The sequence below is a fragment of the Bradyrhizobium sp. WSM1743 genome (assembly GCF_000473065.1).
Taxonomy (GTDB): Bacteria; Pseudomonadota; Alphaproteobacteria; order Rhizobiales; family Xanthobacteraceae; genus Bradyrhizobium.
Map to the genome: position 1 here is coordinate 1 of NZ_AXAZ01000113.1, position 14,093 is coordinate 14,093.

Genomic DNA, 14,093 nt, shown 5'->3' on the forward strand with positions numbered 1-14,093 from the left:
CTGGCCACAGCCTTGGCGATCGATCGCAGTTTCGCGGGTCTCGAGATCCCGCTACGTGCAGACACCCCGCCACGATCACCTCCGCGGAAACGTCCCGTATCACGACCGCACCCTCGCATAAAATCGTCGCGATATCCCATCGACGCTCGCCTGCCGACCAGGATGGGGGCTTCCCCGGGAAAGGATCGGAACACGGATGTATTGGCCGCGGGCTCAGCGCGTGGACACCTGATGGCAGGTAGGTCGGAGCAGTGCGTCCGTCTTTTCATATGGTTCGAGAAATGTAGGCCGCGTGGGAATTTCATAACTGACCTGAGCATCGCCGCCGATGATCCGAGTACGTCGGTCGGCAAAGGCGGCCTCAATCGCAGCGAGCCAACCGGGATCTTCCCGGCAATCGGCATCGATAAATGCGACAATGTCACCGCGCGTCTCGCGGATTCCGCGGTTGCGAACCGGCCCCGGGGCCGGGAATGGATTCCGATACGAGCCGGACATCCGGCCAAGCAGAACAAGCCGTGCTGGGCAACCTCGCCGATCCGTTATCGACGACGAGGCTGCGCAAACCGCGTTGCCGCGGGATGTGGGACAGGCGGTCACGAATGCCCGGTGTTTAGGCGAGCCGGACCCCTTCGCTGGAAGTAGACGATATCCTCGCTCCAGCGGCGTTGGCCAAAGCCTGGGCATGTTCACAAACGCAGCGATCGATCGAAAACCGCACAAGCGACTCTTTCCGGAGATCGTCTCGCATCATTGCCCAATATTCGCGGCGGGCAACGATATCCGCCATCGCTGCTACGAGCTCTTTCCTATTGCCTTGCGGGCTGAACCTCGCACGCGACATGGCTTGCCAGTCCATGATCTCCGGATCGCCCAACGGATTGGCTACGACAATGCCTCGCGTGCCATCCTCGCCGATCTGCTCTCGCGCTCCGCCGACTTCGCTCGTTACGATCGGGAGTCCCGATGCGAGGGCCTCCATCGAGGCCAGGGCCCAGCCTTCGAAGAAAGAATTGAGAACAAAGCCGTCCGCGGCCGACAGCAGCGTTGCCGTTTCATCACAATTGCCCCGCAAGTGTATGCGGTCCGCGTGCTGCAAGTTGTCTCGGAGACGAAGCACTTGCCTGCAATAATTGATGTCCTGCGCAGGACCTGCGATGAGAAGATGGACATCCGGACAGAGCCTCGCGAGCTCATCAAAAGCCTGAACCAACCCGAACGTGTTCTTTTGGAGGGAATACCTGGCGAGTGAGACAAATAGGAACTGTTCCCGAAGCCCCAATCGGGCGCGCGCAGCCGAGCGATCCGGGGTAGTTACCGAGCAGACGTCGATGCCGTTGGGCACGGTTATGATCCGACGGGCCGAATACTGGGGATTGGCCCGCAGATACTGCCTTCTCACCAGTTCGCTAACGGCAACAAAGCTTGCGACCTTACGGCTCCGCAGTCGCTCGGCAGTCCAACCTCGTGAATCGAAGAACGAGTGAGCGCCATGCAAGGTCTCGACGACCGGAATTCCGAGTTCCGCAGCAGAATCTACGACCCAATCCGTCGTGCCGTGAAGACTGATCACGTCTGGTCGATAGGCTCGCAGCCACGTAGCAAAGTTCCGAGGCTCAAGTCTGATTTCCTGATAAGCTTTATCGCCCGCTTCGCCAGAGGCCTGGGAAGGCTCGGATCCCTCGTCGGGCACAACAAATACGGTCTCGATGTCATGAGCCGGAAGGTAAAGCGCCAGCTGGATCGCGATTTTGTCGAGCCCTCCAATGCCGGGGACGCCGACCACCACGGCGCATCTGAGCCTAGGGGAACTGGCTTTGGCGGACGACTGAGCTGATGGCGTCGCCACTGGCAACGCGCTTCCGAGTGCGGAAGCGAAAGCCGGTCGGTCGATTTCGTCTGTCGCCGAAATCGGCTTCGACCAGTGATCCAGGACCGGGAAGTCCGTCTGCAGAAGCCCTCTCGAGAGCACCGCTCCTGCCAGTTGGCGGATTGCCGCAGGAACAGGCCACCTGATCCTTTCGGCCCAAAGGTACATCGCCAAGCCAAGCGTTTGGGTGCGAAATCTTGTCTTCATAGCGACCGGTCGCGTACGCCCCTTTACCAGACATCCATTCGCGGATCGTTTCCGCTATTGGCCAACGGCACTAGTCAAGCTCCCATTGCGCCGATCTACGTTCTTCCTAATTGTGCTGCACGATTGGATACTCTTCCGGCAGCTTCCTTGATGATGCGCAGTGCCCTTTCACGTCCCTCGGTGCCGGGCAGCCTCATGAGACGCCAGAGCGGTGGGCGGTAGCGAAGCCTGTGATCTAGTTCCATCGACTCCCGCATGTGCCGAATGCCTTCGTAAAGCCGCCCTCGTCGAAGCAATCCGATCCCTCCATCGAAGACTACCTGAGCGAGCGCTTGCCGGGCCGTCAATTGCAATCGAGCTACATCTTCGAGACGGTTGGCGTACTCGTTGAAGAAGCTGTCAAAGGCCTGTTGCCGCTGCCGATAATCCGAAAGCATGTCCGCGAAATAGGCGTTGGACATCGCGCTTCCATGCTTGCGATAGATCGCTTGGATCGTGTCTATTCCCGCGACTGAACCATTTGCCGCGAATCGAAGCCACATCTCCATATCGCCGGTGTGGGGCAATGATGCGCGATAACCGCCGATGGCTTTCTGAACGCTGGTCCGCACAACGGCGGTGGGCGTCGGAACGAAGTTCGACGCGGTTTCGCACATTTTTCTCAGGAGTTCGCAGCGTTCCCAAGTGTATTGCTGCACTGGCGCGAGGTCCGGTAGCGGATCGGTATCGTGCCACGGGATACATTCACCAAAGGTAAGAACAACGTCCGGGTTATCGTCCATCACCGCCACGGCGCGATCGAGCGCCCCGGCAACAAGCATATCGTCAGCCGATAACAGTAGGAAATAGTCGCTCTCCGCCCAGTCGATACCCTCGTTGTAGGTCTTGATGTGTCCTGCATTTGTCGAATGGATGCGGGCTTCGACCGCCCGGTACTTCGCTGCAAGCTCACGAGCGACCGAGGCAGAATTGTCCGATGATGCATCATCGATGATCAGGATCCGTACGTCGCAAGCGGCGTGGTTCAAAACACTATCGACGCATTGTTCCAGAAAGCGTCCATAGTTGTAGCAAGGGATAACAACATCCATCTTTGCCATGTTTCGCTTCCTGGAGCTCCTAGCTACACCCGGATCAACCGTCAACGCATCGGCCGCGCGATTTTGATCGTCCTCGCTCATTTGACCCCGCAGGCCGCCTCCTCTTCCGCGAACAGCGGCAGTGCTATAGGCATCACGAAGCGGCCGCGTCTTGCTGGCGAGCCGCCGTGAGCGATCCGCATTCGATCCGCCACCATTTCACGAGGTTGGCGAGGCCCTGTTCAAGCGGCACGGTCGCACGAAAACCGAGCAGTCGATCCGCCTTTCCCGTCGACGCCAGCCGGCGCGGCACCGGATTGATCCAACGCTCCGGAGCGAACTCAGGGTGAAGGTCGCGATGGCCCATAACCAAAGCGAGCGCCGCCGCAAGCTGCGCCTGGCTCGTTTCGGTCCCGCTCGCTACGTTGAACACCTCGTCGGTGATCTTTGACCGCGCGCCAAGGATGTTCGCGCGCGCAACGTCGCGGACGTGAACGAGATCCATAGTCTGCTGGCCATCGCCGAGGATGATCGGCGGGAGCCCGGCCTCGAGCCGTTTCATCCAGCGTATCAGCACCTCGGTGTAGCGGCCGTGAATGTCCATACGATCGCCATAGACGTTGAAATACCGGAGCGCCACGTAGTCGAGCCCGTGCATGTCGTTGAATGAGCGAAGCAGCCCTTCATTGAAGGTCTTGGCAGCGCCGTAGAGCGTCCGGTTGTCGTAAGGATTCTGCCGCTCGGTAGTGGGAAACTCCTCGGCCATGCCGTACACCGATGCCGAGGATGCAGCGATGACCTTCTCGATGTCGTGCTTGACACACAGTTCGAGCAGGTTGAACGTCGCGTCCACCATCACCTCCTTGGCGAGCCGCGGCTCGGAAGCACAATGCGCGATGCGCAACGCAGCCTGGTGGAAGACGACATCGGCAGCTTTGACCAGTGAAGTCATCAGTTTGTTGTCTCGGATATCCCCGTGCACCAGGCGAACAGGCCCGCGGGTCAACGCCCGGCGAAGATTTTCCGGCCGTCCTCTGATCATGTTGTCGAGTGCAACGATCTCAATACAGCCCTCGTCGCACAACAGGTCGACGATATGAGACCCGATGAATCCGGCCCCGCCGGTGACCAAAATTCGTTTCCCCTTTAGATCAGCCAAGACACACTCCTGTTGTTGGGGCCCGGCCGAAGGCGGCTTCTCGTGAAAGCTGCCTTTATCTGCCGAGGGCCCAGTCGCCCTCGACTACTGAGCTTCAAACCCGAAAATGATGACAAGGCCTTGATCTCTGTACAGCGGTGTATCACCGTTCTCCGACATCATTTTATTTAAAGACTGAATTAACTCAACTCACACAAACAAACAAATAAAAAATCGCATTTAATAGAATTAAAATTTAATATGAGCGCTGGGGGAGATAACTTTGAGCGGCTAGGCGAGCCCTGGAGGCCGGCGACAGCGACACAACGATCGCGGCCGCTGGAACATCTTACGAGACCTCCCCGGCGAACCTCAAAAAATCCACTCTGGAGCCTGCGGGCGCTTCGCCCCGGTCAGCAGAAAGGGGGATCAGGCGTTCTTTGGCTTATGCGAGGGCGTGAATCCTCACGTTGCGTCCTCCGCGCAAATCGCCAATGGCCTGCTCGGGCCCCACTTTTCCGATCCACTGCATAATGGTCGGTGGAACCATTCCTTGGACCCGGAAGCCGGAGTTTTCGGACGATCTTATAGTGGCGGCCGGCTGCACCACCATCATGATTCAGACCGAGGGTTTATCACACAGATTGGGACAATTATTTAGCTCAGAAGAATCCGAGATAACGCAGACACGACGGCCGCATTTTTAGAAATGGGTTTGAGCGGTCACTGAGCTCGAAGATTATGCAATCGTCGGTCTCTTGTTTTACATGGCCATTGCCTTCAGTTCGCCGTGAAAAGGCGATGATCCTTCACGGGGTAGAAGTAAAGACAAACCAGATCTCCAAATTCATTTATGTTCCGGGCTACAAACGTACCGGGCGCGGTTGGAGTATTCCTCGGCAAAAATCATTTGACGTGCGGATCTTGCGCGAACACCTTCGCGCGTTCAAAGCCTCGGGCGAAACCAAGACTTCATCCTTGTCGACTTGCTTGTAGCGTCGGTCGCCTCTTTCAGCCCGATCAACCTGGCGATCACCCGATCACCCGTTCGACCCTGAGATTGGCGATAACGCGACAACCGAAGCGCACGGCGGTCGATTGTCCCATTCGTGGAACCGCCGTCCACCACAAAACTTTCAGTTGGGAAGCTGGATAATTTGCGTCCGCGAAGCCCTTACCGAGGCTTCTAGGTCCGCGCCGAATTGAGCGTGGCCTTCACGATCGAGAATTTCTTGGGCGTTTGGGTGGAGCTCATGACCGGCTCTCGCGCGCAGACCACCTCAGCGTCACATAAGAGGAGACCGGATCAAGGCCGCACTTCGTGTAAAGCCGGATAGCGGCGAAATTATCCGTTTGAGTCTGCACGGACACGATCTTGCATCCCTTTTCACCGAACCACATCGAGGCCCGCCTAACCAAAGCCGAACCAAGCCCTATTCCCGCATACGAAGCATCCACGCCGATCAAGACGATCCGCCCTTGATCTTCGCCTTCCAGCTTACAAGTCACGAAACCGAGCAGGCCGGCGTCCGCCTCGGCGAGCCAAACCGCGTCGGCCGCCTTGCCAATACAGCTGTTCTTCGCCCATTCGCTGTGCACTCGCTCCGCTTGGGCGGCCGTGAGCAGCGGATCGTTATGAAAGCGGCTGATCTTAAACGTTCGAGCAGCCAAGCGCGCGGCGTTTACGGCATCATCGGGGATTGCACGCCGGAAATTCCAAACCGCAGAGCTAGGTTTTTCGGCTTCGGCCCTCACCGCCTCTTGGAACTCTATAATCCCGTCCACCACTCTGAATCCAGCGTGTTCCAAAGCATGAATGCGGGCCCATTCGTGTTGTGGGCGCCGGACCGTCACGTACTCGATTCCGGCTTTTTCCAACTCGCGCATCAGCGGCACATAGACTTCGATGCTTGCGGGATAATCGCGCCTGTGTCTCGCCGAATCGACACCCTGACATACTTTGATCTCGCGGAGAGCGGCGCAGCGCATCCCCAGAATGTCTGAGTCCCAACTCAAAGCTTCCACCGATACCGTTTCCACCGCGACTCCATCCATTTCGAGCGCGAATGTCGTGGTGGAGGCCGTATCGGATTGGAGTGATGCTTTCACGGTCGTTTTCATCAGCATCTCGCAACTATTTATGCAGGTCCACTACGCACGTGGCCACATACTCCACTTCGGCATCCGTGAGACTCGGGTAAAGCGGAATCGTCATGGTCCGGTCGCCGATCCGCTCAGCGATCGGGAGCATTCCGGGTTTAAATCCATAACGTTCGCGGTAGTACGTCAGCAAATGAATGGCGCGGTAATTTACCGCGACGCCGATTTGTTTCTCCTGGAGCTTCTTCAGCATCTCGTCGCGACCGCCGTCCGGCGCCCAAACCGTGAACATATGCCGCGCGGAGCGTGCTCCTGCCTTCACTATAGGAAAATCGACTCCAGCCTCCCTGAACCGTGACTCATAAAACGCGCAGATCGTGTGACGGCGCTTGAGAAGCTTTTCAAGTCCAGCTAGTTGCGGGATCAGCATGGCCGCCTGGATGTCGAACATGTTGTACTTGTAGCCGAGGTCGATCATATCCCAATGCTGGTAATTATTATGGTAGCGCTCGGCCGCCGATTTGCTCATACCGTGCTGGCGGAGCACCCGCACCTTCTCATTCATCTCGGAGCCGTTGGTGCTGAGAGCGCCGCCTTCGCCGCAAGTTAAGTTTTTCGTCGCGTAAAAGCTGAAAGCCGCGCAATCGCCCAGTTCTCCGGGCCGCACTCCGTCGCGCACGGCCTCGACCGCGTGTGCCGCATCCTCGACGAGGGCGAATTTGTACTTTTCCGACAGGCTCTTCAAAGCCTTCATGTCTGCCATCTGGCCGTAGAGATGGACCGGTATCACCGCCCGCGTCCGAGCCGTGATCGCGCGCTCCACGGCTTTCACATCGATGAGTCCCGTGTCCGCTTCCACGTCCACGATCACGGGCTTGGCGCCGCAATGGAGAACCACATTGGCCGATGCTATGAAGGTCATCGCAGGGACGATAACCTCGTCCCCTTCCTTGATGTCGAGAGCCTTGAGCGCCAGAAACAAAGCCGCCGTGCAGCTGTTGAGGCCGACCACGTGCTTGGCATTTAGATATTCGGCAAAGCGGCGCTCAAAATCCAGCGTCTTGGGTCCGGCGGTCAGAAAGGGGGATGTCATGGCATCCCTTACCGCTTGAAACTCGCCTTCCCCGAGATGGTGGCGATAAAATTCGACTTTCATCAGAAGATTCTCCCGTCCTTCCCCAGTTCGGCCATAGTATCCTCAACCCGCAGTAAAAACCTGTAATGCTCGATGGTGCGCGTACGCGGATCATCTGGATCAATGACGCCGTAATTGAGCGCCTCGACGATCTCTTTGGTCCCGTCCCGCGCGCTAAATTCGGCTTGAAATCCCAGGGTATTTTTAATCTTGTCGAAGTTGACGTTATAAGTGCGCTTATCGGGATCGTCGGGAACCTGAATGATCTCCACGCTCGGAATGAACTCTTTGATGATATTGGCAATCTGAACTACCTGATAGTTCTGTTCATTCGACCCCAGGTTGAAGATCTGTTTGGCGACCTTCTCTTCCGGAGCGTCCATCACCGCCTCAAAACCCCGTACCACGTCCTTCACGTGGACCAGGGGACGCCATTGTTTTCCGCCTCCGAGGACAAAAATTTTGCGCTCTTTCCATGCTTTCAGCGTCATAAGGTTAATCACCAGGTCAAAACGCATGCGTTTAGAGAGTCCGTAAACAGTCGCGTTGCGCAAAACCGTGACGCAAAACTCGTCATCAGCGATTTCGAGCAAACGCCTTTCCACGTCCACCTTGCCACGGGCGTAGTAAGACTGCGGGTTGGGCTCGGCCGCCTCGGCCAGCTGTTGTGTCGCCCCCATTCCGTAAACGGAGCACGACGACGAATAGATATAACGCGGGACTTTGGCCCTCTTTGCGCATTCGGCGACGTTGATGCCGCCCTTGAAATTGATGTTGTAAGTGAGTTTGGGCTTCAAATCGCACGTAGGATCATTCGACAATCCAGCCAAGTCTATCGCTACATCGACGCCGCGGAAATCGTCCGGCGTCAAGTCACGGATGTCCTTTTGGACCAGGGTGAAGCGCTGGTTGTTGAAGGTTTCCGAGCCGAGCGTGCCTTTGCCGAAATAAAACCGATCGACGCCGATGACCTTATGCCCCTGGGCCAGTAGGTGCTCGACCATGACAGTACCGATGTACCCCCCGGCTCCCGTAACTAGGATGGTCTTCATAAACATGATCTCCTCCCGCTCGGCGCGGTCTCCGCGATTCGCCGTGGTCCGGCGCGGACCCCGGCCGTATTAGAACCGCGCCGTCGCCAGAGCTGCGGCGCAACTGCACCTTAGATCTCCCGCCGCATGATGAAGGTGACGAAGGAGCAAGACGGGGTTCTGTCTCCTTCAGAAAGAGTTCGACAAGCTCCCGCATGCTGAATTCAAGAAGTTGGTCGCAGGAAGTACGACATCACGCTGCTCCGGCCCCGTCTTCGCGACTGCTAAATCTCATTAAAACCGGGCTCTGCATTGGCTTGTCGAAGTGATCGTGGATCATCTTGATCTTCCATCGAGTTCAAGGCGCTCGGAGGCCTCCGCCCTACGCAGGGCGGTTTTAACCCACATTAAATCGACTAATACCATAGACCGCATCATATTAAATCGCAACATTATTTGTAATTTAATCTCGGCGGGAAAATGGTAATGTTTACTCTGCAGGAGGTTCGGAATGAATCGAAGTGTGCGCGGGGCAGCCCGCTTACATAAATGGCTCCGCAAAGAATCAGCAAAGAAAGCAATCCGCCCATGTCCTCTGATGCAGAAGTCTCGGTGGCTCCGCCCGTGGTTGCGTCAGCGGCGGAATTGGCGGCGGCCGATAAACATACCTACGGGCGGATCCTCAAGTCCTCGGCATTGATCGGCGGCTCGTCGATGCTGAATATCGGCATTGGTATTCTGCGCACTAAAGCAATGGCTCTCTTGTTGGGCCCGGCTGGGTTCGGATTAATGGGCCTGTATGGTTCGATTGTCGATCTCGCGGTGTCCATTGCCGGCACGAGCATTAACGGCAGCGGCGTACGCCAGATTGCTGCGGCGGCTGCTTCCGGCGACGACCAACGGATTGCGCGAACCGCCACCGCACTGCGACGCACGGCGATTCTTCTTGGAATTCTGATAGCAGGTCTGCTGGCCCTATTTTCCCAAAAAGTATCCGAACTGACTTTCGGCACCGATCAACATGCTGGCGCCGTGGCGCTGCTGTCGCTTGCCGTGTGCTTCCAACTAGTGGCTGGCGGTCAGCACGCATTGGTCCAAGGGATGCGGCGCATCGCCGATCTGGCCAAGATGAGTGTGTTGGGAGCGCTCTACGGCACCATGATAAGCATCCCCCTGGTCTATTTCTTGCGAGAAGAAGGGGTGGCCCCATCCCTCGTATGCGTTGCAGCGATGTCGATCGTCACCTCATGGTGGTACGCCCGAAAGGTGCGGATTCAGCCGACTGCAATGACCGTTTCCGAAATACGGCGCGAAGCGACCTCGCTGCTCAAACTCGGGGGCGCCTTTTTGGCTAGCGGGTTTCTCACGATGGGAGCTGCCTACGCGATTAGACTGATCGTTGTCCGCAACGTCGGGCTCGAAGCAGCGGGATTCTATTCATCTGGCTGGACTCTGGGCGGACTGTATGTCGGGTACATCCTGCAGGCCATGGGAACTGACTTCTATCCCCGCCTCGTCGGCGTTGCCAATGATAATGCCGAGTGCAACCGCTTGGTGAACGAACAAGCACACGTCAGCCTGTTGCTGGCAGGGCCGGGGATTATCGGAACGCTTACTTTCGCACCTCTGGTAATCGTCATGTTCTATAGCGCTAAGTTCGTTGAGGCGGTGGAAATCCTTCGCTGGATATGTCTGGGCATGGCGCTTCGTGTGATCACGTGGCCTATGGGTTACATCATTGTGGCTAAGAACCGGCAATTGATATTTATCGGTGTAGAGCTTGTTTGGACGGCAACCTATGTTGGCCTCGGCTGGGCGTGTGTCCTCCACTTCGGGTTAAACGGTGCCGGCATCGCGTTCTTCGGATCCTGTGTCGTTCACGGATTCATGATCTATCCAATCGTTCGCGGGCACAGTGGGTTTCGCTGGTCGGCTGCCAACGGAAAGACTGGCTTGCTTTTTCTCTCGTCAATCGCCATCGTTTTCTGCAGCTTCTACCTGTTACCTCCGCTGTTCGCTATCGCCATTGGGATGTCGGCAACGATACTGAGCGCCTTCTATACGATCCGAACTTTAGTCAACCTTCTAACGCTGGACCAAATTCCACGCCCCGTGAGACGTTTGCTTGTTTGGTTGCATTTTGCGCCCCTCGGAACATCCTAAGAGGTATCAACTGATTTCTGGCGCAGAAATTGCGGCTCGGTACAAGGCGAAGCTACATCCCGCCGAGAACGGGCAGTTCGAAATTATCGATGCGAAGTAACGGTTATTCAATTTTCACGAGTGGATAAATAATAGCACATTCAATGGTAGTACGCCTCAACCGTCCGTTCGTTCTCCTCTCGGTTGATCTATTTTAATAACCGGACCGAATGCCCCCCGATACCCGTGAAGGAACTGCGCAGCCAGCGAAACAGTCGCGCAGGACGGCTTTCGCCGTTGGAATCGAGGATGATATTGGTCAATCGCCCCGCAAATTCGTCTGGGCTGCTAGCCTGAAGTTGGCTTCATCGATCGTGGCCTGATTACGCGTCGGTCGGCAAGTGGCGGCCGTGCCGGCCTGGATGGCTCCGTTTTAGAATAAATGTATTTTTAATGTGAATTGACGAGTTAAATATTTTAAATCAAGCTTTAGCTTTAATTCGGGAGAGTACCATGCGCAGGGAGAAGCCAATCCTGTTCAATGGTCGGGGAACACGACCGCTCGTTGCGCGGCAGGCAGAAGACAGTTTCTGGAACTTCTGGGACACTTGGCAGGCATGGTGGCGATCGGGGTCAATGGGCCCAGGGGATCCTGATTTTGGCAATCGTGGCCTAGCGCTGTCGAAAACTAGTTCTGATTCTAACGGCACGGACTTAGCCTCCTTGCATCCGTTTGGCGCGGCGCGACTTGCCCGCTGGGAGGACGTGGCGCAGAATTCGCTGTTTGGGTGGATGCAGACGAACTTATTTGAGGCCAGACTTTTCGAGGCGGATAGCGTCGAAGCAGCGCAGGCGAGCGCGGCACATTGGCAAGTAAGTGGCGATTCAGCGAGTCGCATCAAAGCTGCTGCGGGTGATTGCGCACCTTCGAATCCAAGCGGGGCCGCGTCTTGGTATCGTCGCGCCGACGGCCTTGACGTGCATGGCTCGCTCTCCGTGATAGCGGATAAGTCGGACTACGCACCCGGAAGTACGGCAACATTCACCGCGACAGGCCTCTGGCCTGGAGCGTCGATCAAATTCCAGATCGCTGACCTGTCGAGCGCGCCGGGCGCGAATGGCATTGCTGATATCTATACTCCGTTCACGATCAAGGATGGAGGGGCCGGCGACCTGGACGGGCGCGCCGATGGCACCGTCGTCGCGGAATGGCAGGTGCCCGCCGATGGCCGCGCCACCAGCGCCACCTTGCAGCTCACCGCCACCTCGGGAGGCCAGACCTCGACAACAACGTTCGCCGATGCCGGCAACAAGATCGTCACGGAGAACAGCCTGGCAGGTACGCCGCAAAGCACATGGGCGATCCACGGTTCGATCGCGAACCAGGGCGACTCGCAGATCGAGGGCTTTGCGACACAAATCAGCACCAACGGTGGACAGACCGTCTCCTTCAAGATTGATACCGCGTCTAGCGTGAAGGGCTACACCCTGGACATCTATCGGCTTGGCTACTATGGCGGCAATGGCGCACGCCTGATCACAAGTATGCATCATACTGGGACGGCCAATCAGCCGAACCCGATCTTCAACAGCGCAACGAGAACCGTGGATGCCGGAAACTGGTCGGTCACGGATTCGTGGGCCATCCCGAGCACTGCCGTCTCGGGAGTCTACTTCGCGAAGCTGACGACGGACACTGGAAACTACCAGAACATCATCCCGTTCATCGTCCGCAACGACGGGACGACCTCGGATCTTCTGTTCCAGACAAGTGATGAGACCTGGCAGGCCTATAACCCTTGGGGCGGATATAATCTCTATACCGGCCCCAGCGGCGCGATCAGCGATCGCGCGTACGCGGTCAGCTATAACCGTCCGATCGCGATTAATGCGACGACAAACGACGCCGGCCCGCAGAGCTTCATGTTTGGCGAGGAATTTGCTGCCATCTACTGGCTGGAGGAGAACGGCTACAACGTCAATTACATCTCAGGCATCGACGCCGCGACCAATCCGGGACTGCTGCGCAATACGAAGATCTATCTGGATGTCGGCCATGATGAATACTGGACACAGTCGCAATTTGCGAACGTGATGGCGGCGCGCGATGCGGGCGTCAATGAAGCATTCCTGAGCGGCAATGAGATTTACTGGGATTGCGAGCTTGCTCCAAGCTTCGATGCGAGCCACACGGCTAATCGAACCCTGGTCCAATACAAGGACGTTGCGAGCGGTACTCAATTAGACCCGAACGGAACTGCCAATGGCGGCGCCGGTCTGTTCCGCGACCCCGTTTATGGACCAGGGACTCCGGAAAACGCGCTTTCCGGTACGATCTTCACGGTAAACGATAGCGGCGCGCTCTTCAATATCACGATTCCCGCCAGCATGTCGCAGCTCCGCTTCTGGAACAACACGAGCATCGACAGCAATAACGGTGGAACCCTAGTCAACCTGCTCGGCTACGAGTGGGACAGTGATCTCGACAACGGCTTCCGGCCGGCCGGGCTGATCGACATGTCGTCGACCACGATGAACACGAACCAGCTGCTCGTGGACAATGGGGCGAACTACGGCTCGGGCACCGCAACGCACAGCCTTACGCTTTACCGGGATCCGGAAAGTGGAGCTTTGGTCTTTGGTGCTGGCACCGTGATGTGGTCGTGGGGATTTGACGATCAGCACACGCTGTTCCATGGCATCACTGCGCCGGTGAGCCGCGACATGCAGCAAGCGATGGTGAATCTGTTCGCAGACATGGGGGTGCAGCCACAGACGCTGCTGGCTAGCTTAGTCATGGCACAAGCTTCAGCCGACCACAGCCCACCGACGTCCACAATTACCTCTCCCGGAGGTGGCACGACCTTCAGTCAGGGGCAGTCCGTGACAGTCACCGGCACGGCCACGGATAGCGGTGGCGGCATTGTTGGTGGCATCGAGGTCTCGACCGATGGCGGCACGACATGGCATCCGGCAACTGGGACCAGCAATTGGAGCTACACATTCGCCATCTCGGGCGCAGGCACGCATTTGATCGAGGCGCGTGCGACCGATGACAGCATCAACCTGCAGACGACTCCGGCCACAGTCAGCGTCAATGTCACGGGCTCCAATCCGCTCAGCCTGTTCACCGCCTCCAACACCCCGGCGCAGACCAATAAGAACGACGGCACCCCACTCGAGGTCGGCGTGAAGTTTACCTCGTCGTCTGCCGGCCAGATCACCGCGCTGAAGTTCTACCGCAGCCCGGGCGACACCGGCACGGATCTGCTCGACCTCTGGAGCGCGACCGGCACCAAGCTCGCCAGCGCCACCTTCACCAACACCACGGCGACCGGCTGGCAGACCGTGACGCTGGCAACGCCGGTCTCGATCGCCGCCAACACGACTT

General features: G+C 57.4%; 9 protein-coding genes. 2 read left to right on the forward strand and 7 right to left on the reverse strand.

The genetic code is table 11. The features are described 5' to 3' along the window. Positions 1 to 213: 213 nt before the first annotated feature. The 7 genes from YU9_RS51315 to YU9_RS0136860 form a co-directional block, all read right to left on the reverse strand. Positions 214 to 687, reverse strand: a complete 474-nt coding sequence (locus tag YU9_RS51315) for a glycosyltransferase family A protein (protein ID WP_084299204.1) — start codon at positions 685 to 687, stop codon at positions 214 to 216. Beyond that, a complete protein-coding gene (locus YU9_RS0136830; protein WP_198028365.1) occupies positions 614 to 1,789 on the reverse strand; it encodes a glycosyltransferase family 4 protein in 1,176 nt (391 codons plus the stop codon). Before YU9_RS0136830 ends, YU9_RS51315 begins: the two co-directional genes overlap by 74 nt. A 383-nt stretch (positions 1,790 to 2,172) precedes the next feature. After that, positions 2,173 to 3,177, reverse strand: coding sequence for a glycosyltransferase (locus YU9_RS43790; protein ID WP_198028366.1), 1,005 nt, complete (start codon positions 3,175 to 3,177; stop codon positions 2,173 to 2,175). A 133-nt stretch (positions 3,178 to 3,310) separates the two neighbouring features. Then, positions 3,311 to 4,315: an NAD-dependent epimerase/dehydratase family protein gene (locus YU9_RS0136840; RefSeq protein WP_027577198.1), complete on the reverse strand. Its 1,005-nt coding sequence runs from the start codon at positions 4,313 to 4,315 to the stop codon at positions 3,311 to 3,313. Positions 4,316 to 5,545: 1,230 nt separating this feature from the next. Continuing rightward, positions 5,546 to 6,415: a GNAT family N-acetyltransferase gene (locus tag YU9_RS0136850; protein WP_027577199.1), complete on the reverse strand. Its 870-nt coding sequence runs from the start codon at positions 6,413 to 6,415 to the stop codon at positions 5,546 to 5,548. A gap of 13 nt (positions 6,416 to 6,428) precedes the next feature. Continuing rightward, positions 6,429 to 7,550 carry a DegT/DnrJ/EryC1/StrS aminotransferase family protein gene (locus YU9_RS0136855; RefSeq protein WP_027577200.1) on the reverse strand — a complete coding sequence of 374 codons (1,122 nt, stop codon included), beginning with the start codon at positions 7,548 to 7,550 and terminating at the stop codon, positions 6,429 to 6,431. Next, positions 7,550 to 8,587: an NAD(P)-dependent oxidoreductase gene (locus tag YU9_RS0136860; protein WP_051380654.1), complete on the reverse strand. Its 1,038-nt coding sequence runs from the start codon at positions 8,585 to 8,587 to the stop codon at positions 7,550 to 7,552. The genes YU9_RS0136855 and YU9_RS0136860 overlap by 1 nt, the downstream gene beginning before the upstream one ends. A gap of 561 nt (positions 8,588 to 9,148) precedes the next feature. Here YU9_RS0136860 and YU9_RS43795 point away from each other — a divergent pair. Together YU9_RS43795 and YU9_RS43800 are read left to right on the forward strand one after the other, a co-directional pair. Beyond that, positions 9,149 to 10,723, forward strand: a complete 1,575-nt coding sequence (locus tag YU9_RS43795) for an O-antigen translocase (RefSeq protein ID WP_084299205.1) — start codon at positions 9,149 to 9,151, stop codon at positions 10,721 to 10,723. Positions 10,724 to 11,215: 492 nt separating this feature from the next. Further along, positions 11,216 to 14,093: N,N-dimethylformamidase beta subunit family domain-containing protein (locus YU9_RS43800; protein ID WP_156952343.1), on the forward strand; the 2,878-nt coding region annotated here is incomplete at its 3' end.

Coding starts and splice junctions, on each gene's coding strand:
- YU9_RS43790 (WP_198028366.1), bottom strand. CDS start 3,177: ATGGCAAAGATGGATGTTGTTATCCCTTGCTACAACTATGGACGCTTT.
- YU9_RS0136860 (WP_051380654.1), bottom strand. CDS start 8,587: ATGTTTATGAAGACCATCCTAGTTACGGGAGCCGGGGGGTACATCGGT.
- YU9_RS43795 (WP_084299205.1), top strand. CDS start 9,149: ATGTCCTCTGATGCAGAAGTCTCGGTGGCTCCGCCCGTGGTTGCGTCA.
- YU9_RS51315 (WP_084299204.1), bottom strand. CDS start 687: ATGCCCAGGCTTTGGCCAACGCCGCTGGAGCGAGGATATCGTCTACTT.
- YU9_RS0136850 (WP_027577199.1), bottom strand. CDS start 6,415: ATGAAAACGACCGTGAAAGCATCACTCCAATCCGATACGGCCTCCACC.
- YU9_RS0136855 (WP_027577200.1), bottom strand. CDS start 7,550: ATGAAAGTCGAATTTTATCGCCACCATCTCGGGGAAGGCGAGTTTCAA.